Below are 22,918 nucleotides of genomic sequence, written 5' to 3' on the forward strand. Positions count from 1 at the left end.
GAAGGTTCCTGAGGGGGTTTCTTGTACTGCGCCTGCTTCGGCGCTGCGTCAGATCCCCATGCACGGCACGGGCCAGCGGCGCATGCGTGGCGGCAGCGCCACCGCCCACCCGTCCACGATCAACGCGAGCTCTTCCTCCGCCAGGTGGAGGGCCGCCTCCTGGTGGGCGGGGGCGAGCGTGTCGAGTCGTGTGGCGTCGCTCAGTGCGTCGAATGCGGTGAGCAGGTCGGGGTGGTCGAGCGTGAACCGTGCCGAGGCGGGGCGCTCGCGGCGGTCCATGACGGTGACGAACCCCGGGCCGCGGCGGTGGTAGAGCATCCCGTAGGTGTGTTCGGCCCGCCAGGTCGTCAACTCGCCTGGTTCGTCGGGCTGTTGGGCCGGTGGCGGGAGGTGGTGCAGGGTGCGGAGGTTATACGTGACACGGTCCGCGAGGGTGGGGACGTCATACGTAACACCTGCCGCACCCTCAGGAGCCTCGGGCCCGTCATACGTATGACGCGGGACGGGGGCCGTCTCCCAGTGGGTGCTCAGCCCGGACGCCTGGCACTCGCGCAGGAACTGGACCGCCCGGGTCGTGGCGCGGCCGTCACCGTGCAGGGGCAGCGGTTGGGTCACGCGGACCCGGGTGCCGATGACGCGGTGCGGGACGAGGGCGGGGAGCGCGGTCATCCGGCGGCCGCTGAGGCGGTGGGCGCGGAGGGTTCGTTCTTGACGCGGATCGGCGCGGCGCGGGTGGGCAGGGTCACGTAGGTGCCGGAGTCGCGGAAGAGGAGGCCGAAGGTGACGGCCTGTGCGACCCACTCCCCCAGCTCTTCGGCCGGTACGTCGTGGCCCGCGTCGGCGAGTTTGCGTTGCAGGGCGGGTTCGCCGGCGCCTTCCTCCAGGATGCGCAGAGCGGCCGCCTCCCAGCCGTTGAACCAGTAGGTGCGGCGCGGCCAGCCCTCGCGGCGGTCCCGTACGAGGAGTGTGCTCTCGTCCTCGCCCGCCTGCTCCATGACGAGGGTCGACGTGGCGTGCTGCGCGCGCCATTGCGCCACGGCCCGCAGCAGCCGGTCCTCCGTGTCGCCGCCGATGCCGGCGTTCTCGGTGTCGAACAGGTAGACCAGGTCGGCGAGTTCGGACTCCGGGAGCTCGTACACGTGCTGGTACATGTCGGCGGGGCGTCGCTTGCCGAAGCCCAGGGCGGGGTCGGTGAAGTGCGGGCTGAAGCGCTCCAGCTGGATGCGGAAGGCGCCGCTGGGCGGCTGGAGGTGCACGAGGGCGGGCATCTGGTCGAGCACGCGCGCGTAGTCGCGCACGGTCTCGCCCGGGAACCCGTAGAGGTAGTTCCAGGTGCAGGTGATCTCGTGGTTGTCGAACTCGCGCAACGTGCGAATGTTGCGGGTGCCCGTGACGCCCTTGTCCATCAGGTCGAGGACGCGGTTGCTGAGGCTTTCGATGCCTGGCTGGATCAGTACCACGCCCGCGGCGGCGAGTTGGCCGATCTGCTCCCGGTTGAGGTTGGACTTCACCTCGTAGTGGATGCGCAGGTCCCAGTCGCTGTCGGCGGCGAGCGGCAGGAAGTCCTTGAAGTACGCCATGTCGATGATGTTGTCGACGGTGACGATATCGAGGATGCGGTGGCGGCGCACGAGGCGTTCGATCTCGCTCCACAGCCGCTCGCCGGGCTTGGCGCGAAACGTCATGGTGCTGCCGTTGAGGCCGCAGAAGGTGCAGTGATGCTTCTCGCCCCACCAGCAGCCCCGGGCGCCCTCGACGACCAGCTTGGGATACACGTGTTCGAGGACCGGCGACGCCTCGATCTCCGCCTGCCACTGATCATAATCGGGCGACGGTATGTGGGCCGGAGCCACAGTGCGCTGAGGTTCGGTGTTGACCCGCGAGACACCGCCGTCCCACCAGCAGAGCCCAGGAACGTCGTCGGGGGGCGTGCCCGCGTCCAGGTGGGCGAGGAGGGCCGGGAAGGCGTACTCCCCTTCGCCGCGCACCACATGGTCCACGTAGGGGTGATTGCGGTGCAGGGCGTGACCCATGGGGCCTTCGCAGTTGCTGCCCCCGAAGACGACGGTCAGCTTCGGGTGACGGCGCTTGAGCTCCCTGGCGAGGGCGAGGGACGCCACGTTCTGCATGAACGTGCTCGTGAAACCGACGACATCGGGCTCCTGCGCCAGCACCTCGGTCGCGGAGCGCTCGATGTACGCGGCGGCATGGCGCCGCATCTCGAAGGCGGTCTCCAGGGTGCTGTCGGGCACACCGCGCTCGCGCGCGTACGCCCGCAGCCGCGCGGCGCCCCAGTCCTCGTCGTCGTAGAGGACTCCGGAGAACACCCAGTCGCCGATCCCGTGGAAGATCGAGTCGCTGCCGATCGCTTCGTAGTCGCTGGGGCTCAAGCGACCGCCCGAGCGTTCGAGAAGCAGCTCCGCCCAGCGCAGCGAACCGTGGAACTCGCGCACCTCGTCGGCCGGGCGGACCTCCCGCAGCAGCTGGTGCAGCAGGCCCACCTGGAGGGAGGGCAGGTCGATCGCGTGCCAGGGCATGGTCACCAGCCCAACGCGCATGCCGCCCCGCCTCTGCTTGCCACCACAAGGCGGCTCACCCTATGGGCGTCCCATCCGCCACACAAGGGTGAGCGAGCGGGCTGCGGAGATCTCCACACGTCCCGCCAACGTGACGCATATCACTCGATTTCGATTCCACCCGAAAGATCACCCCGAACACGACGAAGCCCCCTCTGAACTGCTTTACGCAGTTCAGAGGGGGCTTCCCCAAGTGTGGCGGCGCCAGGATTCGAACCTGGGAAGGCTGAGCCGGCAGATTTACAGTCACCTGAAGAATCAGCCAGGCCACCCGGCCTGACCTGCGTGGATACTGCACCCCGCACAACCCGCAGGTTCCTCCGTCCACGCGTCGTCCATGGACGACCCAGGAACCGCACTCCGGAACTACCTCAGCGAAGCGCTCCGGCCGCTATGTGTGGGGCGGCATCCCTGGCGCCCGCCCCGTGCGCTGAGGTGCGATCCCACCGCTTTAGCCAGACGGGACGGGATCAGCTCAACAGCGGCAGCGAGGGACGCCGTTCCGCAGAGAGCCCCGACCGCTCAGGTTCGGGCCACTCGGGGAAGTCAGCAGAGCTCCCGCCGTAGGCAAGCACGGTCTGCGAGGCGAGGTCGCAGCACGCTTGGATGAAGCCTTCCGCACCCATGAGGCGCATCGAGTGCCTGCCCCCCTTCAGGGGCCACAACGCGCCGGACCGGTTCGACACCGTGTATGGGTCCCCGCCGTGACTCAGGATGTCGCGGAGGTTCTTCATGTCGGCGAGGTACAGCTGCACCGCTTGGGTACCTACGTAAGCGTTCCAACGCGAGCGATTCCCGGGGGCGTTGCCCAGAATCCTCGTACGGACCCCCCAGTCGTTGGTGAACAGCCGGACCCCGTGCTGCTGCCCCTCGTTGCGGAGCTTGTCCGGGTTGAGCGGAAGGGGCCGCGTCCGGGCCGGATCGAGGGCAAGGACGTCGTTGAAGAAGGCTTCGACGGCGGCGTGGGACATCGTGAAAACCCCCCACCGCAGGGCGTACTGCTTCGCCGAGTGTCCGAGCTTCTTGCCGTCCTTCCCGGTCAAGCCGTGGATGTCACGGTGAAGGCCCACCAACAGCGAAGGGTTTCGCAGCCCGGCAGATAAGGCATTGGCGGCGTCGATGACAGTGGGAAGGCGCGGGTGCGGAGGCATGCGCGTGATCGTAATGGCTGGCCTGCCGGCGCCTAATGCGTGCGACGTCCGCCAGGGGCGTCAGGACACCCCACATAAGCCATACCGTGCGCCTGTGACCTGCGAGGCCACCAGCTCCGCTGACGCCCTTCCCCTCAGCGAGCAACGCATAGGTTCCGTGATCAGTGCATCCAGACGTCTGATCCGCCGCCGCGCCACTTGATGAGCGGTGACCTAACCACGTCCATCTCGTCGAATTCCTGAAGGCCAGCGTCCTGCAGGAACGCCGCCACGTCTCGCACTGAGAACGCCCTCCCGAGGATCGTTCCGTCGACGCGTACACGTCGACCGCCGTCCTCGTCGGGCGGATAGATCACTACCGGTTGGTTGAGGGCCATACCGTCAGGGTGCGTCACGGGCGTTACGACTGCGCAGCTTGCGCTTCATGCGGGTGAGGAGTCGATCCTCGGGCTTTTCACCAGGCAGGTTGATACAGCGATAGCGCCACCACCACGTCCCCGGGCTCAGACCGCGCCACCAGCGCCGCCCCCACCACATCCTGCACGGGTCGTATAGGCCGTGCTCTGCTACTTCTTGCTTGTCGAACGCACGGATGTGGCTGAAGTTGCTCTCGTTCCCCTGGCGCAGGTCACCGTCAACGATTCGATGCCACTGTTCGCACATCGGCTTGTTCCTCAACTGGGTGTAGAAGCCTCTGGCCCACTCGCGATAGGTGGCGTCGGACACGAGCCCGCGCTTGCGCTGTGAGAACTCGTCTTGTGTCAACCGTAGGTACCGGTGGGCGAGCTCATCGAGCCTCTTCATCTTCTCCGCGTCGGCACTGCTGTCCTCTGCCGTAGAGGCGGGGGGAGGCTGCTGATTCATGACGACCCAATCAGGGAGATCCTTCATCAGCTCCCAATAGAGCCGCAGGTAAAAGGCCTCCGTCTCGCGCACGTGATGCCGCTTGTTTTCGATCAAGCCGTGCAGGAGACCTATGAGTGCGAGCAATCCGCCGATCACCGTTATTACGGTCCGGGTCACTTCCACGTCGCACCTCAGCAGTGACGTCGACCCCCCGAGCCTCCTTTCAGTCTGCGCTCAGGAGACACGCGTTTCCACCGTGACCTGTGGGAACACCGGCCCTTAGAGGGAGCGTCGGCCCGCTGCGCCCCTCGCCGACGACGCCCTCCACCCTGCAGATGAGCCGGTGCCGGCGGCACCATCCGTCAGAGCAACGTCCATAGATCTTCGAACAGCTGGTCTGGCGCCCAAGCACACGCTTCAAGGCCAGTTGAAGGCACCGAGCACTATCAGTCGCCTGACGGCCAGGCCGTACTCCCACCTGCACACTCACCTCGGCCGGCCGAAGGTGCAACCATGCAGCCCCGATCCCTGACACGCACCCCAGCACGCCGGCACAGTCGCCGATTCACACGCCGGAAAGAGCACGTCTGGCAGTCGGCACCGCGCCATCGTGCCAACCTATAGCCCCCTGTCCCCAGGCCCCACTAAACTTCAGTCATCGATCCTTCGAACAGTGATCTTTGAGTAGAAGGAGCAGACGATGATCGATGAAGCACACCTACGCCTGTTAGCCCTGTGCTCCCTCCGCACGGAGGGCAAGAGCGTTGACTGGTCAGTCCTCGCACGGGCGGCATTGAACGGCCACCTAGATGACCTCTGCGAAGGCTTCATTCCGGAAGACTCGGCATCAGCACGCAAAGCCGTACCTATCCTGCGGCAAGCGCTGCAAGACCAGCCTCTCAGCACGCACCTGCCTCGCGTCGAGGATGAGCTACAGAAGGCAGACGCGGTCGAGTCCCGCCTAGTGACTGTCCTAGATCCGGATTACCCCGCGAACTTGCGTACCGTCCCAGATCTCCCTCCGTTCCTCTTCTACCGAGGGAAGCTGGACCAGAGCGGGGACGCACGCTCTGTAGCCGTCGTAGGAACACGTGACGCGAGCGAAATCGGCCTCTCGCGGGCACGCAGGGTTTCACGAGAGCTAAGCGAAGCCGGATTCGCGATCTCTTCTGGTCTGGCACGAGGCGTGGACACAGAAGCACACCGCACTGCACTGCACTTCGGGCGAAGGACAATCGCGGTAATCGGAACCGGAATCACGCGGTGCTACCCGAAAGAGAACTGGGACCTAGCAGAAGAGATCGCCGACACAGGACTCCTCATTTCCCAGTTCTGGCCGACGCGTTCCCCCGGTCGCGACACCTTCCCCCGCCGGAACCACGTGACTTCCGGGATCAGCCTGGGAAGTGTCGTAATCGAGGCGTCCGGTACGTCTGGCGCGAAAATGCAGGCCCGCATTGCTGCCGAACAGGGAAGGAGCGTCCTACTACTGCAATCCCTCGTCGACAGCCAGCCCTGGGCCCACAAGATGGTTGACGCGCAACGGGCCACGATGGTGACGGGTGTCGAACAAATGATCGAGCTGCTCGACGGCCCTGAGCGTCCGACAGAGGCGGCCAGCGCCCCAACACAGCTCCTGCTTGACGCCAAGTGATTGCCCAACGACCGAATGTGCGCTTAGCCTTTCGTAGGGGATCAGGCCGCACAGGGGGGGTCGAGGGTGTCGTACCGCCGTTTCATTCGCCCGAGGGACGCAAGTTGGAGCACCAAGGACTGGATCCAGTGGCTACAGCAGCAGCACGTAGCACCTTCGGTAATCGACTCCGACGTTGCCGTTTGCTGTGCATTATGCAAAACCCCAACACCCATCGGGTACCTCGGAACCCCTTACGAGTTCTGCCTTGACTGTCGCTCGACTTTCACGCATGTGCTTGATGGCTTGATACCAATATGCTACTCGCTGCGCGATGGCTTCGAAGGCATGCTTTGGCGAGCAAAGAACGAACCCCTTGACGCATGGCTGCGCTTCCCTCTGGGCTCCTTACTCTGGACTTTCATGCAATACCACGCACGGTGCATAGAAAACTCGTACGGTGGACCCTTCGACCTCAAGGTCACAATACCGTCTCACAATACGACCCGTAATGGCGTGAGTCACCTCGATGAGATCATCAGTCGAGTGCGAAACTTCCCGAGCGAGTGGACGAGGGAGGTTTTAGTAAAGAATCACGCCTCCAGGGCCGAAACCAGGCGTGGCCGAATAATCACGGACTTATTCACCGCGAGCCCAGAGGTATCAGGGAAGCGAATACTTCTCTTCGACGACACATACACGACCGGTGGCACTATGGGCAGTGCTGCCCACGCTTTGAAGGAGCGGGGAGCCACCAAGGTGGTCGGCCTGACTCTAGGTCGACAGTTACGCGCTGACTGGTCTAACTCCCGCGATTTCGTGGCAAGTCTCGGCGACAGAGAACTAGACATGAACCAATGTGCCGTACATGCCACCGGGCGTGAAGATCCGTTCGGCTTCTTCTTTCAGCAGTCCGGTTAGAACCAATGGACTCAGCCGGAATCGCGATCGTGGGGGCCGTCGCGGGAACTGCGGGCGCTGCCGTAGGAGCAGCCGGAGCCATCCTCGCCGCAATGGTGACGGGCCGATCCCAGGAACGGGCACAACGTACTCACTGGCAACGGAACTTGAGGCGTGACTCCTACGCTGGGCTACTCGACGCTGCACACGCCTTGTTCCGGGACCTAAGCCCCAGAACTACCTCCATTGCCCGGGCAGGGGTGCCCTTTCCACGCAAGGAGACCGGGCTCCTAGAGGCCCTGGCTAGAGCGAGTTCGACTGCTCAATTGGAAGGGCCCGAGCCCCTCGCGAGGGCTGCCGAAGGCCTCATGGATGCGTTTGCCACATGGAACGGTGCTGTTGTCTGGCGCGAGGTAGGCGACGACGCCGAGCACCCCCACCCCGAACTGGAGTCGCTTGCGGGCGTAGATCTGATCGCTCTCCGCGCGGAAGCCCGGTCTGCACAGGACCGCTTTACGCGCCTTGCACGCGCAGCCTTGGCGGACAAAAGAGGCTGATCAGCGCGGGTTCAAGACTCCCCCAGTGCCCCCATGTGTGCCGCGAAGTCCTCCACGAGGCTCGCCAGCACCGCCTTACCCTTCTCCGCTGTCGCGTAAGAGGGGAAGCCGATGACTCCCGTCTCTGTGTATGCCTTCATGCCATGCGTCAGGAGGAACGCCCGCTCGCCGCCGTCGTGGTCGGCAGTCTCGTATCCCTCACGCACGAGGCTCGGCTCCGCGTGGAGCAGGATGGACGTCTCGATCTCCCCCGCGTGCATGTCGCCGTGAGCGTCGGACACGAGGCCGGCACGCTCGCGGGACCTGTTCCACTCGCGTCCCTGCGGGAAGAGCGTCATCCGCGGTTCGGTGAGGTTGGCTTCCTGGACGATGTTCGAGAGCACGTAGTTGCCGCCGTGGGCGTTGACCAGCACGAGCTTGCGGACGCCCTGGGCTTCAAGGGACGCGGCGATGTCGCTGACCACGGCGTGCAGCGTCCGCGCGCTGATGCTCACCGTGCCTGGCCACGTGCCGTGCTCGTGGCTGCACGCGATCGACACAGGAGGGAGCTGGAGCACCGGGTATGCCGCCGCGATCTCGCGGGCGATGATGCACGCGATGGCTGTGTCCGTGACGAGCGGCAGGTAGGCGCCGTGCTGCTCGTACGAGCCGATCGGCAGGATGGCGACTCGGGGTTCCTGTTCCTGGACGTCAGTGGTTGTGATCGTGGGAAGCAGGCTCACAGCTCTCCTCTGGTGTCGTCAGGTCGCCTTCATACTGCCCACGGCCCGGTTGAGTTCAGCAATCTCTACGAGCTTCCTGAACGGCACCAGGTGCGTTTGCAGCCGGGTCAACTCTGCCAAGATCCTCGCCGATCCGGTGGCCTGGGCGATAGATACCGCCTGCATGCCCGCGCGGACCGCGCCCTCCAGGTCTTCATTCTGTGCGTACGCCGTGGCGAGCCGGGCGAGGCAGAGGCCCCGGTCGCGCTGCTGCTGGGCGGGCCACCGGGTGAGGCTTTCCTCCAGGGTCCGCACCGCGTCCTCGGGGCGGCTGAGCGCGATGGCACAGTTGGCCGCCTCCATGTCGATGTACTCGACCGACACGTACGGCGCGAGGCCGTCGTCGTCCCCTTGGGGCTTGTCCGCGAGAACGCGCGCCTGGTCGAGTGCTCGCGCGGTCTCGCTCGCGTTGCCCAGTTCGGCGTGCGCGTTCGCTCGCGCTCGTAAGGCGACAGCCTCGATCTGCGTCGGGATCCGACCCGAGTAGTTCAGCGCGGCATTTACCAGGCCCTGGGCATAGCCCGCTCGGCCAGCCTCGGTCGCGATGTTGGCGCGCCGCTGGAAGACGTACGCGCTCAAGGTCGGGTTATCGAGTTCGTAGGCGTAGTCGAGGGCCCGGTTCGTCCACAACATCGCCTCTTCAGAGTCGCCCGAGTCCTGGTAGAGCCACCCCAGGAACTCCGTGTACCGCAGTCCGACGCGGAGGACGTCGCCCCGCATCGGGCCCGTGGCGTCCCGGCAGAGCTGCTCGATGAGAGGCACTTGGCTGAGTACCGGCGGCACAAGGAACCTGGGCCCGACCAGCGGCTCCGCCTGGGCGTGCTGCACGAACACGGATTTGAGGTAGCCGAGGACCTCCGGCGTCGCCGTCGGGGCGGGACCGCGCGGGCTTGGCAGCTTGGGCAAGGCATCGAGCTGCGACGGTGCGGTTTCCAGGGCGAACCCGAGATCCTTGCGCGTCGCTTCGTAGACCTCGCAGAAGAGGCTCTGGTAGTCGGGGCCGGGCGTGCGGCGCCCGTTCTCGAACATGGAGACCTGCGTCTTCAAGCTGGAGCGCGACGGGAGTTCGATATCGAGCCGGGCCGCGGCGTCCTCCAACGAGTCCATCAACTCGGCCTGCGTCCAGCCGCGGTGACGCCGCGCGGCCTTCAGCTTGGTTTCCATGACTCCCCCAACGTCAGACGGTGTAGCGGACTCCATGGTGCCCATAACACCGCTGACGTGGGGCGTTAACAGGTAACACAGAGGGGGTGTTAACCCCTGTCCACTGTCAACCGGCGTCGAATCGGGCCTACTTGTTCTCGTCAGCGCGGCCGGTGCGACTCGCTTCCAGCTTCTCGACCCGGCCGCGAAGTTCCGAGAGCTGGGAGGTGACATGTTCGAGTTGGCGCAGGACTTCCGAGAGGTCCGGGCTGACGCCGGCCCCACTGGCTTCGGCGGCCTGCTTCGGGTCTCGAGCATAACTGCCTCGCCCGGTCGTCATCACGAGTCCCTCGTCGCGAAGGACTCCGAGAGCCTTCTGCACGGTGGTCGGCGAGATGTGGAAACGGTCCGCCAAATCCCGCACGGACCCGACCTTGTGGCCGGGCTTGATCACTCCATCCCTGATCTCGCGTCGCAGGGTCTCGGCTGCCTGTTCGTAGGGCTGTCTGGGGTCGTCCTCAGCGATCGTCACGCTTCCGAGCGTACCCACTAGCACGACCTAGCACGTTCATTGCGCGGCACTCTTGCGCGATGTCACGTACTAGTACATGCTGTTACGTGTCAGCAGGGGGTCCGGAAGGGCCACCAACTGGCATGCACGACCCGATTGACCTGCATGAACGCCCGGAGGGCTCCGTGAAACGGGCTCGAAGGAAGCGACAGATCTTTGAGAACTCAACAGTGAGCTTTGAGGGAATCCCGCCCCACCTCACAAGCCCGAGGGGCGGGCGCGCACAGGTTCTGTCCTGTGCGCGGAACAAGCGCATCCCTTCGCAGCGCACCGCGTTGCGAGCCCCGGACCAGCCGCGATGGCGGCGGATCGAATCCGCTCCGGGGTGCTGGGCGGCTGCCTCTCACCACAGCAAGGCCGCAGCCGCTCTCTCTCGCGCGTTTCGCGCGTTCCTCCAACATCTCTTCAGGAGTCGGCCATGACCGAACGCACCATCTCCGTGGACAACTTCGGCCCGATCGCTCTCGCCCTGACGATGGACGCGGGCAGCATCCGCCTCGCCGTCGACCCGACGCTCAAGCAAGCCCGCATCGTCCTGACCACCGAGGCCACCTCGGGCCCGTCCGCCGACGCCATCCGCGACACCGTCGTCGAGCAGAGCGGGCAGCGCGTCATGGTCCGCGTGCCGGACGTCGAGGGCTCCGGCGGCGCGGGCCAGACCACCATCCAGGTGGGCCGCAACACGATGACCTTCTCCGGGAACAGCAGCGGCGTCTCGTTCGTGGGCGGCAACGTCTACGTCTCCGGCAACCGCGGCGGCCGGGTCTTCATCAACGGCCGCGAAGTCACCGCAGACAGCGCGGGCGACGCTTCCGGGCCGACGCCGATCGAGGCGACCGTCTACCTGCCCGCCCGGTCCGAGGCACAGATCAACACGCACTCCGCCGACACCGTGGTCACGGGCGAGCTGGCCCGGCTCGACTACGACGGCTACTCCGGCACCGTCACCGCCGAGCGGATCGGCACCCTGGACGCCGGCATGACCTCCGGCAGCATCCGGATCGCCGAGGTGACCAGCTCGCTCGCCGCGAACCTCACCTCCGGGAACTTCACGGTCGGCGCCTACAGCGGCCATGACGCCCGGCTGACGATGACCTCCGGCAACGTCCGGATGGCCGCCACCCCGCAGTCTTCCGGTCGCCTCGCGGTCGACGTCACCTCCGGCAACGCGTCCATCACGGGTGCTGGTCACCTGAACGTCCGCCGCCGCGTGACCAGCGGCAACGTCCACATCAGCTAATCCACAGCACAGCACAGCCCAGCCCCTTCGCAGACCAGGGAGAAAGCCCCGTGTTCGCATCGCTGTTCGTCCTGCTCTACGTCGCTCACCTGCTGTCGGATTACCCGCTCCAGACGGACCACCAGGCCCGGCACAAGGTCGGGGCGGGTGCCTGCGGGTGGCGGGCCAACCTCGCCCACGCCCTGACCCACGTCGCGGCCACCGTGGCCGCGCTCGCCATCGGCGCCGCCGTGCTCGATCTGGACCTGAACCTGATCTCGGTGGCGGCCGGCGTTCTCTGGATCGGCGCCACGCACGCGGTCATCGACCGACGTTGGCCGGTGGCCCGCTGGATGGCGTTCGCCCGGCAGGCCGGATTCGCCCAGCACGGCGGCGCCGCCCACGTCGACCAGACCGCACACCTGACCGCCCTGGTCATCGCCGCGCTGGCCATCAGTGGCCTGTCCTGACCGCTTCTACCGCCCCGATGGTCGAAGGCCGGGTTCGACTCCCGGCCGGGGCGCCGCCTCGCCGCCATGCGGCTTGAGGCTGACGGGCCGCTCGCCTCTCACCAAGGCACCGCGAGCGGCCCGGTTCCTTCTCCATCCCTCCAACTTCAGGAGCACGCCATGCGTACGTACATCGGCGACCACCAGGCCGTTGACGGCACCGACTTCGTTGAACTCGCCCTCGGCACCCCGGTCGAACTCTGGCTCGGCGTGGAGGGCGAGAGCGAGATGGAGCGCGCGGCCCGCCTGGACGCGGCCCGCGACATCCTCGCCGAGAACCAGCACTTCCCCGACGACGCGCTCCGCATCGCCGCCGAGGCCATCGAGGAGCACGCCCCGGACCTGTTCAACGTCGTGCCGCTCGCGCGGCCCGTCCGCCGCTCCCGCCGCGTGCGGAAGGCGGCGGCATGAAGGTGGCTGCGATGACGCCCAAGCAGATCGCGGGCGCCGAGCGCACCCTGAGCCTGGGCACCTGGACCATCACGTTCGGCGCGATCCTCTTCAGCGTCCTGACCGTCACGCCGCTCGTCGAGCGCGTGACCCCGGACGGGTGGGGCTGGACGGCACCGATCCTGCCGCTCGTCGTCGACTCCGCCGTGGTCATCGTGATCCGCCTCGACTCCACGGTCGCCCGGCTCGGAGGAGACGCCGGACGGTGGCCGGCCATCCTGCGCTGGCTCACCGGATTGATGACGGTCGCGCTCAACATCGGCGACTCCGCGCTCAGCGGCAATCTGGTCGGCGTGGGTGTTCACCTCACCGCCCCGGTCCTGCTCATCGCGACCGGTGAGGCCGGGCTCGCCTACCGCCGCGCGATCACCCGCAGGCTCGATGAGATTGCCCGTGAACAAGCAGAGCAGGCCGAGCGTGAACGCTCCGAACGGCAGGCCCGTGAACAGGCCGCGCGCGATGAGCGTGAACGCGAGCGCGAAGCCCGTGAACGCGTCGAGCGCGAGAAGCGCGAGCATGCCGAACACCTCGAAGCCCAGCGGGCCGAGCGGGAGGCGGCAGAACGCCGTGAGCAGCGCGAACACGAGCAGCGGCTCCGCCGTGAAGAGGCGGAACGGCAGGAGCAGGAACGGCGCGAGCAGCGCCAGTACGAGCTGCAGCGTGAGGAGCGCGAGCGGGCCGCTCGTGAGCGCCGTGAACAGCAGGAGCGGGCCGAGCGTGAACAGCGTGAACGTGAGGCTCGTGAACGCGCTGCGGCCGCCACTCGTGAACGCGCCGCACGCCCCAAGGCGACTCCCGCACCGCGCCCGGTGAACACCACGACAGTGCACAAGATGAACGAGGCCGACGCGCTCACCGCAGTCCATGACGGGCACGCCGCCGGTGACTCCGTGCGTGCCATCGCGGACCGGACGGGTTGGTCCGTGGGTTGGGTCAGTGCCCGCTTGCAGGACATCCGAGAAGACCGGTTGGCCGCGTGATGGGGCTCCGGATCGGCTCGGTGTGCACCGGTTACGGCGGCCTGGACACGGCCGTCCAAGAGGTGTTCGGCGGCACGCTCGCCTGGGTCGCGGACAACGACCCCGGCGCCGCCCGCATCCTCGCCCACCACCATCCCGAGGTGCCCAACCTCGGGGACCTGACGGCCGTGGACTGGCGCGACGTCGAGCCCGTGGACATCGTGGTCGGCGGCTATCCGTGCCAGCCGTTCTCCCTGGCCGGCGAGCTGAAAGGAACCGCTGATGAGCGGCACCTCTGGCCGTACATTGCCCGTGCCCTTCGGGTTCTTCGACCCCGCCTCGCGGTCTTTGAGAACGTCGCGAACCACCTTCGAATCGGCTTCGACACTGTCCTCTGCGACCTTGCCGACCTCGGGTTCGATGCTGAGTGGTGCGTTGTACGCGCGGACGAGGTCGACGCTCCCCACCAGCGCCGCCGGCTCATCGTCCTCGCCACAGCTTCCGACGCCACGGGCCCGGGACTCTCGGGGCCGGGGGTTCGAGGACGCTCTACCGAATGTGGTGCAGCTCCTGCCGACACCACGGACATCCGACACGAACGGCGCGGGAGTACACGGGGAAGGCGGCCCGGACCTGCGAACGGCTGTGTCCCTACTTCCCACGCCGAGGGCCTCGGACGGGGGGAAGGGGGGCCCGAACCAGCGCGGCAGCAAGGGCGATCTGGCCCTGCCGTCGGCGGTGGTTCGACTGCTGCCGACGCCGACCGCGACGGACTCCAAGAGCAGCAGCGGAGCGAACCCGGACTGGGGGCACGGGGAGACGCTGACGGACGCGGCCCGCAGCGTTGGGGCCGCTACGCCCCGGCGATCACGCGGTGGGAAGCGGCGACGGGTCGCCGTGCCCCCTGGGCAACTGACGATCGAGGTCGACTGAGTCCCGCGTTCGTCGAATGGATGATGGGCCTGCCCGCTGGCCACGTCACCGCCGTGCCCGACCTGCCCCGTACCCAGCAGCTCAAGGCGCTCGGCAACGGCGTGGTCCCGCTCCAAGCGGCCACCGCCCTCCGCCTGCTGGCGGACCGAGCCCGACCCGAGCAGCACGGGAGGGCCGCAGCATGAAGTCACAACCCATCGTCGGCGCCACCGTCTTCAACACCGTGGTCGGCGCGGCCGGCTACCGCTGCCAGTGCACCGGCCAGTGCGGCAACCCGCACGCCAAGGGCGAGGGCCGCTGCCCGCACGAGCACGACGGCTACACCAGCAAGCACGGACACCGGGTGCGCCTGATGGCCGCCCCCGCCGACCCGCTCGCCTCTCCGGTGACGGCCGCCTCGATGCCCGCCGGGGAGCTGGTCGCGTGGTGCCCGGGCTGCCACACCGCCGCGGGCCGTCTGGCACTCAAACAGACGGCTCCGCCCACCGATCAGGGCGACCTGTTCGCTCTGTGACCCGAACCCGGAGCTGGGTTCTGCCCGGAAAATTCTTCCGGGTTACCGGCCCGTAGCGGCCGTACGTTCTCCCGCGTCGGGGCTCGGCCTCCACCGACCAAAGCGATGACCGAGCCCCGACTCACCCCTCCATCTCTGGAAGGAAGCCCCAGTGAACCACCCCGACGAGAACGAACTGTTCAACCGACTCGAAGCCGAAATGGGCACCGAGGCCAGCGACAACGTGGTCGACCTCGACAAGGCCCGCACGGCCCGTTCCGAGTCGACCGACCCGGCTCTCGACTCGTCGGCCGACGCCGGCGACACAGAGTCAGGCGACTCGCGTGAGCGGGTGATGGTCGACCAGTCGGCCCGAGCGACGGGCCCCAGCTATCTGGGCCGCCTGATGAACGCAACCCGGCGCGAGGTGGTCCCGGTCTGGCTGCGCTCGATCGCGGAGCTGAAGACCGCCACCGCGTGGGTCGGTCGGCACTACCTGCATTCGACCGGGTATCACGCGCTGCGTTCCCCGGTGTATGTCCTGCGCTTGACCATTCAGGCGCCGGCCGGGGCGGCGAAGTTCGTCGGCTCCACGATGCGGTGGGTGGCCGACCGCGAGGGCGAGCCCGTCCGGCTGGCCGCCGTGCGGCGCGAGGACGCTGCCGAGTACCTGAAGCTGTCCCGGCAGCGCGACGGCCGCGTCCGACTCCGCACGCTGGTGAGCGTGCTCGCGATGTTCGTCGGGCTCGGCACGGCGCTGGCGATGTACGTCCTCGCCCCGACCTGGCTTCAGGCCGTCTCCGTGTCGGCGCTGGTCATGGCGCTCGGCTTCAACGGCCGCCGCGCGGATGAGCCGGTCATCCAGCGGGCGGTGGAGCTGCCCAAGGCGACCAAGCTGACCAGCGACATCGTGCTGCGGGCGCTCGGCTCGCTGGGCATTCCCGCGATCAACCAGGCGCAGGGCAAGGGCCGGGACGGGTTCGAGTTCACCGCCCCGATCACCAGGGATGGGCCCGGCTGGCGCGCCGAGGGCAACCTGCCCTACGGCGTCACCGTCACGGACATCATCGAGAAGCGCGAGCGCCTCGCCTCGGGTCTGCGGCGCCCGCTGGGCTGTGTGTGGCCGGAGGCGGTGCCGGACGAGCACACCGGGCACCTGGTGTTGTGGGTAGGCGATCAGGACATGTCCCGTGCCAAGCAGCCTGCTTGGGCGCTGGCCAAGTCCGGGACGGTCGACCTGTTCAAGCCGGTCGCCTACGGCACTGACCAGCGCGGACGCTGGACCGAACTGACCCTGATGTACATCGCGGGGATCATCGGCGCCATCCCGCGCATGGGCAAGACGTTCCTCCTGCGCCTGCTCCTGCTGATCGCGGCACTGGATCAGCGAGCGGAGCTGCACACGTACGACATGAAGGGCACCGGCGACCTCGATCCGGTCGGCAACGCCGTCTCCCACCGCCACGCGGCAGGAGACGACGACGAAGCCATCCTCTACGTGCTGCACGATGCCCGCGCGGTCCGCGAGGAGCTGCGCCGCCGCACCAAGGCGATCCGGGCGTTGCCGCGCGACATCTGCCCGGAGTCCAAGGTGACCAGCGAACTCGCCTCCAAGCCCTCGCTCGGCCTGCACCCGATCATCTTCGGCGTGGACGAGTGCCAGGTCCTCTTCGAGCACCCCGAGCACGGCAAGGAGTTCGAGGAGATCTTCACCGACATGGTCAAGCGCGGCCCGGCCACCGGGATCGTGGTCCTGCTGGCCACGCAGCGTCCCGACGCCAAGGCGCTGCCCACCGGCATCTCCGCGAACGCGTCGCTGCGACTGTGCCTGAAGGTCATGGGCCAGCTGGAGAACGACATGGTGCTGGGCACCTCCGCCTACAAGCGCGGAGTGCGGGCGACCATGTTCGCCTGGGCCGACAAGGGCATTCACTACCTGGTCGGCGAGGGCTCGGACGCCCGCATCGTGCGCTCCGTGTTCGTCGACGCCCCCGGCGCCGAACGCATCGCCGCCCGCGCCCGCGCCGCCCGCGAAAAGGCCGGCCTGCTCTCCGGCTACGCGCTCGGCGAGGAGCCGGAGATGGTCGCGAGCAACTACGACCTGCTCGCCGACATCCTCGCCGTGGTCCCCGCCAAGGAGGCCAAGGCGTGGTCCGAGACGGTCGTCGCGCGGCTGGCGGAGCTGCGGCCGGAGGTCTACGACGGCTGGGAGCCCGACGCGCTCGCCGCCGCGCTCAAGCCGCACGGCATCACCACCATCCAGGTGGGCCGCCGCGTGGACGGCAAGGTCGTCAACCGGCGCGGCATCGACCGCTCCCACATCACCACCGCGATTGCGGAGCGTGACGGAAAGCGGGACGCGTCCTGACGGTCCGGGGCCGCTAGCGCTAGCGGCAACCCCCGCTAACGTTAGCGGCCCCGCTAGCGCCCCAAACCTGCCCTGATCAGGCCGCTAGCGGATAGCGGCCCACCTGCGAAAACCCCTGGAAACCGCCTGGGAGGGCCCTGTCATGAGTGCCACCCTGCTCGCTATCGCCTCCATAGCCGTCATCACTTTGTGTTACATCGCGGCGTGTGCGGCGGTCCCGTTCCGTGACTGCCCGCGCTGCGACGGCATGGGCCACGACATCAAGACCGACCGCAAAGGCCGCATGAAGCGCGGCAAGGACTGCCGCCACTGCAAGGCCACCGGCAAGCGCATCCGCCTCGGACGCCACCTCTACAACCTCTGGCTCGGCATCCACCACGACGGCACCCGCTGACACCGCGCCCTCAACACCTCGAAAGGAGCCCCGACATGGCGCTGACCGTCTCCCTGGTCGCCCTGTTCGGCCTGGTCCTCTTCCTCCTGCTCCGCAGTCACACGCTCGGCTACGGCAGCGCGTTCATCGCCGCCGCCTTCGGCTTCTTCCTCGCCTCCACCGGCGCGGCCGGACCCATCAACCAACTCACCACCGCCGTCATCGACGCGTTCCAGCAACTGTGAGGAGGACCGACAGCATGTCCCAGCACCCGACCCTGATGGCCGCCGGCGAATTGCGCGCCGCGCTGGAAGCGCACGCCCGCGGCGACGTACCCGCCACCATCGCCGCACTCATGAGCATCGACACCACGTCCTGGGCCGCGATCCGCGACCGGCTCGCCGTCCTCGGCGGCACGCTGCCCGAACTCCTGGACGTCGTCGAGCAGGAGCGGTCATGAACGCCGACCTCCTCGCCGCCGCCACGCTCGCCACCCCGGCCGCCCTGTTCGCAGCGATCACCTTCACCGGCCACGCCCGCGCCCGCCGCGCCGACAACACCCTCGCCGCCGCCCTGACACCCACCACGACGCCGGGAGGCCCCGGCGAGCCGCACCCCGCCCCGCAGGCCGAGGACAGCGAGCCCGGCGCGGCCGTCATCGCCTTCCCCCAGCACCGAACCCGCCCCGTCCCGAACACCGTTGAGGAGAACGTCGCATGACCACGCACCCCACCCCCGCCGCACTGGCGGATCAGGCCGCTGAAGCGGTCCGCAGCCTCAACCACGCCACCCAGCTCATCAAGGGCGAGTTGACCTACCCGAGCGACGCGTACGACGTGGTCGCCTCACTCAAGATGCTCACCCAGCGCCTTCCGCAGAGCTTCGATCAGCTCTCCACCTTCATGGATCGGCTGGGCAAGGCCGGGAACGTCACGGCCGACTACCGAAGCCCCGACGAGCACGTCGCGGAAACCCGTTCCGCGCTCGGCTCCGCAGCACTCATCGCCCAGACACTCGCCGAGCAACTCGACCGCGCTCACAACGCGCTTTCCCCGCTCGGCTGGTCCGGCCCGGTGCCTGACACCGACGAGCTGTAGATACGCCCGGGCGGGCGCCTCTCACCACAAGACCGCGCCCGCCCGGTTTCTCCCATCCCTCCAACGGAATAAGGAGAGGTCCCAGCATGACACCTGAGCCCGCGCACGGACAGCACGCCCGCGTGCTGCCGATGCGTGACCGCACCGCCGCCTCCGACGACTTCACGCTCACCCCGCCCAACGACGTGGAGGCCGAACAGGCCGTCGTCGGCGCCCTCATGCTCGCCCCGGACGTCATCGCCGAAGTGTCCGCGCTCATGGAGCCCGCCGACCACTACCGGCCCGCCCACGAGACCATCCACCGCGCGATCCTCGACCTGCACGGCCAGGGCCACGCCGTCGACCCGATCACGCTCGGGCACCACCTCGAACAGACCGGCGACCTACCCCGCATCGGCGGCCGGCCCTACCTCCACACCCTCGTGGGCGCCGTGCCCTCCGCCTCGAACGCCGCCTACTACGCGGAGATCGTGCACGGCCACGCACAGCGCCGCCGCAGCATCGAGGCAGGCACCCGGCTCGTCCAGGCCGGGATGACCCCGGACGCCACCCCGGAGGACCTGCGCGAGGCCCTCGCGGCGAGCGCGGAGAGCCTGCCGGGCACGTGGGGCGAGCCCATCCCGCTCACCACACAGCCGCAGCTTCCGCCCTTCCCCAGCCACGTCCTGCCCACCTGGCTGCGGGAGTTCGTGGACGCCGTGGCCGAGGAGACGCAGACCCCCGCCGACCTCGCCGGGACGCTCGCGCTCGCCGTGCTCGCCACGGCGGCCGGCGGGCGCGTCATCGTGCAGCTGCGCGGCCGTTGGCGCGAGCCCACGAACCTGTTCACCGTCGTCGCGCTCCCGCCCGGCAACCGCAAGTCCGCCGTCTTCTCCGCCCTCACATCCCCGCTGCGGGCCGCCGAGAAGCTGCTCGCGTCCTCGGCCGCCGGGCGCATCGCCGAGGCCGAGGTGACCGCAAAGATGGCCCGCGAGGCCGCCGACAAGGCCGCCACGCAGGCCGCCAAGGCCGAGGGCGCGGAGCGCGACGGGCTCACCGCCGAGGCCATCGCGCTCGCACAGGCCGCCGACAGCGCCGAAGTCCCCGTCTCGCCTCGCCTGTTGGCCGACGACTCCACCCCGGAGACCGTCACCACGCTCATGAGCGAGCAGGGCGGACGGCTCTCGGTGATGTCCGCCGAGGGCGGCATCTTCGACATCATCGCGGGCCGCTACTCCGGCACCCCCAACATGGAGGTCTTCCTCAAGGGCCACGCCGGGGACTGGCTGCGCGTGGACCGGCGCACCCGCGCCGAGAGCATCGAATCCCCGGCCCTGACCATGGGGTTGGCGGTGCAGCCCTCCGTGCTCAAGGACATCGGGCAGAACCGCGTGATGGACGGCCGCGGGCTGCTCGCGCGCTTCCTGTACGCGCTCCCGGAGTCCCTGGTCGGCTACCGCAAGGCCAACCCCGACCAGGTATCCGAGCACGTCGCCGAGCGCTACGAGCGCACCGTCACCGGGCTCACGCTTTCGCTCGCCGAGTGGACGGACCCCGCCATCCTGCGTCTCACCCCCGAGGCTGACGCGGTGCTGGGCGCGTACAACGAGCGCGTGGAGCCGCAGCTTCGCGCCCGTGGCGGCAGGTTGGGGCACGTCACCGAGTGGGCGAGCAAGCTCGTGGGCGCCACCGCCCGGATCGCGGGCCTGCTGCACCTGGGCGAGCACCTGGAGACCGGCTACACCAAGCCGATCAGCGCCGACACCATGAGCGCCGCCGTTGAGCTGGGCGACTACTTCGCCGCCCACGCCCTGACCGTCTTCGACCTCATGGGCGCCGACGCCACCCTCGCCCGCGCCCGCAGTCTGCTGTCGGTCATCGAGGACAACGGGTGGGAGAGCGTGACCCGCCGCGACCTGTTCGCCAAGGTCTCCCGCTCCGAGTTCCCCACCGTCGCCGACCTGGAGCCCACCGTCGCGCTGCTGGAGGAGCACGGCTACCTGCGCAGCGAGACCCCGCCCCGCACGGGCAAGCGCGGGCGCCCGCCGGCCCCGCGCTACGTCATCCACCCCACCGTGCGGGAGGCCAAGGCATGAGACCGCGCGCCCACTCCCGCACGGGAGTCCCGCCGCAGAAACCGCAGAATCCGCAGAAACCCCGATCCACCCCCACCCACCTGCGGCGACGCCCCGCGCGGCCCACCGCCGCAGAAACCCGCGAAACCGCCGCACAAATCAGCACCGCCGCCGGGCCCCAGCACCGGCCCGGCCCCGCCGCCTATTTCTGCGGCGATTCCCACGATTTTTGCGGCAACCACCCCCACACCCCCGACGCCGCAGGTCAGACCGCCCGCACCCACCTTTTTGCGGATTCTGCGGTTTCTGCGGCGCTGGCCCTCCCTTCGCAGGGCCCCGAGTTCGCAGAGGAGACCCGCGTATGACGACGCCCCGCAAGCGCAAGTCCGCCGACGAACTCCTCCCCCTGAGCGTGGTCTTGGACGAGATCGGTATCAGTCGTGCCGCCTGGTACCGCTGGCGCAATCGCGGCTTGGGCCCCGAGGCCCACCGCCTCCCGAACGGACATCTGCGCGTATGGCGCAGCGACTTGGACGACTTTCTCAACACGATGGAGGCTGCGTAGTGGAGTGGAGCTACACCGTGCGGGTGTGGGCGATCCGAAAGCGCGACTATCGGAAGCCGTTCCAGCTCCGTTGGAAGGTCGGCACCAAGGCGCACTCGGAGTCGTTCATGACTCTCGGCCTCGCAGAGAGCCGACGTGCCCAGCTCATCACGGCGGCTCGTGAGGGCGAACCGTTCGAGGTGAGCAGCGGAATGCCTAAGTCGTTGGTTGCAAAGGAAAGGGACGTCACTTGGTACGAGCACGCCCGCCGATACATCGAGATGAAGTGGACCCACGCCCCCGGCTCCACACGGCGGACGCTCGCCGAAGCGATGGCGAGCGTGACGCCCGCGCTGGTCAAGGACACGCGGGGAATGCCCGACGTTCACGCCGTTCGCACGGCGCTCTATAGCTGGGCGTTCAACAAGAACCGATGGGACCAGGAACCGCCGGCGGATGTCGCTAAGACGCTCGCCTGGTTCGAGCGAAAGTCCCTCCCCACTTCGGCCCTTGCTGACCGGATGCGGGTACGCGAAGCGCTTGACGCTCTCACAAAGAAGTTGGACGGCACGACCGCCGCGGCTTCCTCCATCCGCCGTAAGCGCGCGATCTTCCACAACGCGCTCGTCTATGCGGTCGACGCCGGGCTTCTGAACGACAACCCGCTCCCCCAAGTCCGGTGGAAATTGCCGGAGCAGGTCGAAGAGGAGGTGGACCCGGAATGCGTGCCGGACCCCGAGCAGGGTGCGGCGCTCCTGACGGCCGTGCGCGAGCAGAGTCCTCGGGGTCGCCGACTCGTGGCGTTCTTCGGGTGCATCTACTACGGGGCGGCGCGGCCAGCCGAAGTCATCGGCCTGCGAGAGCAGGACTGCGAACTTCCGCGCCGAGGCTGGGGAGCACTGCGGTTGCGGGAAACCCGCCCGCGTTCAGGGTCGGCGTGGACGGACAGTGGCGAGGCTCACGACAAGCGGGGCCTGAAGCACCGCCCGCGAAAGGCGATGCGAGCCGTCCCCATCCCACCGGAGTTGGTCGCGCTACTGCGCTGGCACATCACGGCATACGGCACCGCGCCCGATGGTCGCCTGTTCCGTACGAGCCGCGGCGGCCTGATCCAGGACACCGGGTACGGGGAGGTCTGGGCAGAGGCCCGCAGGCGGGCTCTCACGCCTGCTCAGCGAGCCTCGACACTCGCGAAGCGCCCTTATGACCTTCGTCACGCTGCGGTCTCCACGTGGCTCAGCTCCGGCGTGGAACCTCAGCTCGTGGCCAAGCGGGCGGGGCACAGCGTCGCGGTGCTCTTCCGCGTGTACGCGAAGTTCCTCAGCGACGGAGACGAGGCCGCGAACGCCAAGATCTCCGCTCGGCTGAACGGGCGAGGCTGAGGCCCCGAGAATCCCGTCCACGCCCCGTCCACACACTCTGAGACGGAGCGTTCGAAACCGAGAGAGAGTGAGACAGTCCAGCCCCGCCCGGAGCACACATCAAAAAGGCCCCTGGCCTGCTGTTTCAGCAGGCCAGGGGCCTTTTTGCTTCCAAGTGGCGGCGCCAGGATTCGAACCTGGGAAGGCTGAGCCGGCAGATTTACAGTCTGCTCCCTTTGGCCGCTCGGGCACACCGCCTTGGGTTCGCTGCCTCGGGCCCCGCCTTGCGGCGGTGCTCGCTGGCAACGACGTAAACAATACCTGATGCACAGGGGTGCTTCGCCACCCGATTGATCGGCGGCCGGGCGCGGCACGGTGGCTAGGCTGCTCTCGGCGGGCCTCCCCGGCGCCCAGCCCGAG

Annotated in this window: 25 protein-coding genes, 1 tRNA gene and 1 pseudogene; 18 read left to right on the forward strand and 9 right to left on the reverse strand. The window is 68.1% G+C overall.

The features are described 5' to 3' along the window. Positions 1 to 48: 48 nt before the first annotated feature. From ACP4E5_RS20120 to ACP4E5_RS20140, 5 genes are all read right to left on the reverse strand, one after another. Positions 49 to 669, reverse strand: a complete 621-nt coding sequence (locus ACP4E5_RS20120) for a DUF5825 family protein (RefSeq protein WP_425830626.1) — start codon at positions 667 to 669, stop codon at positions 49 to 51. Continuing rightward, positions 666 to 2,558 carry a RiPP maturation radical SAM C-methyltransferase gene (locus tag ACP4E5_RS20125; RefSeq protein ID WP_425830628.1) on the reverse strand — a complete coding sequence of 631 codons (1,893 nt, stop codon included), beginning with the start codon at positions 2,556 to 2,558 and terminating at the stop codon, positions 666 to 668. Before ACP4E5_RS20125 ends, ACP4E5_RS20120 begins: the two co-directional genes overlap by 4 nt. A 488-nt stretch (positions 2,559 to 3,046) precedes the next feature. Beyond that, the gene (locus ACP4E5_RS20130) at positions 3,047 to 3,727 is read right to left on the reverse strand and encodes a hypothetical protein (protein WP_425830630.1); all 681 of its coding nucleotides are present in this window, start codon (positions 3,725 to 3,727) and stop codon (positions 3,047 to 3,049) included. Positions 3,728 to 3,888: 161 nt separating this feature from the next. After that, positions 3,889 to 4,104: a hypothetical protein gene (locus ACP4E5_RS20135; RefSeq protein ID WP_425830632.1), complete on the reverse strand. Its 216-nt coding sequence runs from the start codon at positions 4,102 to 4,104 to the stop codon at positions 3,889 to 3,891. Positions 4,105 to 4,108: 4 nt separating this feature from the next. Further along, positions 4,109 to 4,756, reverse strand: coding sequence for a hypothetical protein (locus ACP4E5_RS20140; RefSeq protein ID WP_425830634.1), 648 nt, complete (start codon positions 4,754 to 4,756; stop codon positions 4,109 to 4,111). Positions 4,757 to 5,273: 517 nt separating this feature from the next. Between ACP4E5_RS20140 and ACP4E5_RS20145 the strand changes: the two genes are divergently transcribed. Together ACP4E5_RS20145 and ACP4E5_RS20150 are read left to right on the forward strand one after the other, a co-directional pair. Continuing rightward, on the forward strand, positions 5,274 to 6,227 hold the full coding sequence (locus ACP4E5_RS20145) for a DNA-processing protein DprA (RefSeq protein WP_425830635.1): 954 nt from the start codon (positions 5,274 to 5,276) through the stop codon (positions 6,225 to 6,227). A 402-nt stretch (positions 6,228 to 6,629) separates the two neighbouring features. Continuing rightward, on the forward strand, positions 6,630 to 7,127 hold the full coding sequence (locus ACP4E5_RS20150) for a ComF family protein (RefSeq protein ID WP_425830636.1): 498 nt from the start codon (positions 6,630 to 6,632) through the stop codon (positions 7,125 to 7,127). 547 nt (positions 7,128 to 7,674) lie between these two features. Here the strand turns inward: ACP4E5_RS20150 and ACP4E5_RS20155 are convergent. The 3 genes from ACP4E5_RS20155 to ACP4E5_RS20165 all read right to left on the reverse strand — a co-directional run bounded on the left by ACP4E5_RS20155 (position 7,675) and on the right by ACP4E5_RS20165 (position 10,099). After that, entirely contained in the window at positions 7,675 to 8,385 is a 711-nt protein-coding gene (locus ACP4E5_RS20155) for a creatininase family protein (protein ID WP_425830638.1), read from the reverse strand. Positions 8,386 to 8,403: 18 nt separating this feature from the next. Further along, positions 8,404 to 9,588, reverse strand: coding sequence for an NsdA family TPR-like regulatory protein (locus ACP4E5_RS20160; protein ID WP_425830640.1), 1,185 nt, complete (start codon positions 9,586 to 9,588; stop codon positions 8,404 to 8,406). A gap of 127 nt (positions 9,589 to 9,715) precedes the next feature. Next, positions 9,716 to 10,099 (reverse strand): GntR family transcriptional regulator, encoded by a 384-nt coding sequence (locus ACP4E5_RS20165; protein ID WP_425830642.1) that lies wholly within the window; start codon positions 10,097 to 10,099, stop codon positions 9,716 to 9,718. 457 nt (positions 10,100 to 10,556) lie between these two features. Here ACP4E5_RS20165 and ACP4E5_RS20170 point away from each other — a divergent pair, with 457 nt between their 5' ends. The 16 genes and pseudogenes from ACP4E5_RS20170 (at position 10,557) to ACP4E5_RS20245 (ending at position 22,519) form a co-directional block, all read left to right on the forward strand. After that, a complete protein-coding gene (locus ACP4E5_RS20170; RefSeq protein ID WP_425830644.1) occupies positions 10,557 to 11,378 on the forward strand; it encodes a DUF4097 family beta strand repeat-containing protein in 822 nt (273 codons plus the stop codon). 50 nt (positions 11,379 to 11,428) lie between these two features. Next, complete coding sequence (locus ACP4E5_RS20175) at positions 11,429 to 11,827, forward strand: DUF3307 domain-containing protein (RefSeq protein WP_425830646.1); 399 nt, start codon at positions 11,429 to 11,431, stop codon at positions 11,825 to 11,827. Positions 11,828 to 11,986: 159 nt separating this feature from the next. After that, entirely contained in the window at positions 11,987 to 12,277 is a 291-nt protein-coding gene (locus ACP4E5_RS20180) for a hypothetical protein (RefSeq protein ID WP_425830648.1), read from the forward strand. Positions 12,278 to 12,288: 11 nt separating this feature from the next. Continuing rightward, on the forward strand, positions 12,289 to 13,296 hold the full coding sequence (locus tag ACP4E5_RS20185) for a DUF2637 domain-containing protein (protein ID WP_425830650.1): 1,008 nt from the start codon (positions 12,289 to 12,291) through the stop codon (positions 13,294 to 13,296). After that, positions 13,296 to 13,769, forward strand: a pseudogene (locus ACP4E5_RS20190) (DNA cytosine methyltransferase); the annotation flags it as partial. The gene ACP4E5_RS20185 and the pseudogene ACP4E5_RS20190, both read left to right, overlap by 1 nt. A gap of 459 nt (positions 13,770 to 14,228) precedes the next feature. Further along, positions 14,229 to 14,393 carry a hypothetical protein gene (locus tag ACP4E5_RS20195; RefSeq protein WP_425842185.1) on the forward strand — a complete coding sequence of 55 codons (165 nt, stop codon included), beginning with the start codon at positions 14,229 to 14,231 and terminating at the stop codon, positions 14,391 to 14,393. Beyond that, positions 14,390 to 14,722, forward strand: a complete 333-nt coding sequence (locus tag ACP4E5_RS20200) for a hypothetical protein (RefSeq protein ID WP_425830652.1) — start codon at positions 14,390 to 14,392, stop codon at positions 14,720 to 14,722. The genes ACP4E5_RS20195 and ACP4E5_RS20200 overlap by 4 nt, the downstream gene beginning before the upstream one ends. A gap of 151 nt (positions 14,723 to 14,873) precedes the next feature. Next, on the forward strand, positions 14,874 to 17,069 hold the full coding sequence (locus ACP4E5_RS20205) for a cell division protein FtsK (protein WP_425830654.1): 2,196 nt from the start codon (positions 14,874 to 14,876) through the stop codon (positions 17,067 to 17,069). Positions 17,070 to 17,211: 142 nt separating this feature from the next. Continuing rightward, positions 17,212 to 17,463 (forward strand): hypothetical protein, encoded by a 252-nt coding sequence (locus tag ACP4E5_RS20210; protein ID WP_425830656.1) that lies wholly within the window; start codon positions 17,212 to 17,214, stop codon positions 17,461 to 17,463. 35 nt (positions 17,464 to 17,498) lie between these two features. After that, positions 17,499 to 17,687, forward strand: a complete 189-nt coding sequence (locus ACP4E5_RS20215; protein WP_425830657.1) for a hypothetical protein — start codon at positions 17,499 to 17,501, stop codon at positions 17,685 to 17,687. A 14-nt stretch (positions 17,688 to 17,701) separates the two neighbouring features. Further along, positions 17,702 to 17,902 carry a hypothetical protein gene (locus ACP4E5_RS20220; protein WP_425830659.1) on the forward strand — a complete coding sequence of 67 codons (201 nt, stop codon included), beginning with the start codon at positions 17,702 to 17,704 and terminating at the stop codon, positions 17,900 to 17,902. Next, the gene (locus ACP4E5_RS20225; RefSeq protein ID WP_425830661.1) at positions 17,899 to 18,162 is read left to right on the forward strand and encodes a hypothetical protein; all 264 of its coding nucleotides are present in this window, start codon (positions 17,899 to 17,901) and stop codon (positions 18,160 to 18,162) included. The genes ACP4E5_RS20220 and ACP4E5_RS20225 overlap by 4 nt, the downstream gene beginning before the upstream one ends. Further along, the gene (locus ACP4E5_RS20230; RefSeq protein WP_425830663.1) at positions 18,159 to 18,539 is read left to right on the forward strand and encodes a hypothetical protein; all 381 of its coding nucleotides are present in this window, start codon (positions 18,159 to 18,161) and stop codon (positions 18,537 to 18,539) included. The genes ACP4E5_RS20225 and ACP4E5_RS20230 overlap by 4 nt, the downstream gene beginning before the upstream one ends. A gap of 86 nt (positions 18,540 to 18,625) precedes the next feature. Then, positions 18,626 to 20,614 carry a YfjI family protein gene (locus ACP4E5_RS20235; RefSeq protein WP_425830665.1) on the forward strand — a complete coding sequence of 663 codons (1,989 nt, stop codon included), beginning with the start codon at positions 18,626 to 18,628 and terminating at the stop codon, positions 20,612 to 20,614. A 340-nt stretch (positions 20,615 to 20,954) separates the two neighbouring features. Beyond that, positions 20,955 to 21,158 carry a helix-turn-helix transcriptional regulator gene (locus tag ACP4E5_RS20240; RefSeq protein ID WP_393399683.1) on the forward strand — a complete coding sequence of 68 codons (204 nt, stop codon included), beginning with the start codon at positions 20,955 to 20,957 and terminating at the stop codon, positions 21,156 to 21,158. After that, a complete protein-coding gene (locus tag ACP4E5_RS20245) occupies positions 21,110 to 22,519 on the forward strand; it encodes a tyrosine-type recombinase/integrase (protein WP_425830667.1) in 1,410 nt (469 codons plus the stop codon). Before ACP4E5_RS20240 ends, ACP4E5_RS20245 begins: the two co-directional genes overlap by 49 nt. Positions 22,520 to 22,674: 155 nt before the next feature. Here the strand turns inward: ACP4E5_RS20245 and ACP4E5_RS20250 are convergent. After that, positions 22,675 to 22,756, reverse strand: a tRNA-Tyr gene (locus ACP4E5_RS20250). Positions 22,757 to 22,918: the final 162 nt, after the last annotated feature.

Origin of the sequence: Streptomyces fractus, assembly GCF_049844455.1 — a bacterium.
In the GTDB taxonomy this organism is placed as follows: domain Bacteria; phylum Actinomycetota; class Actinomycetes; order Streptomycetales; family Streptomycetaceae; genus Streptomyces; species Streptomyces fractus.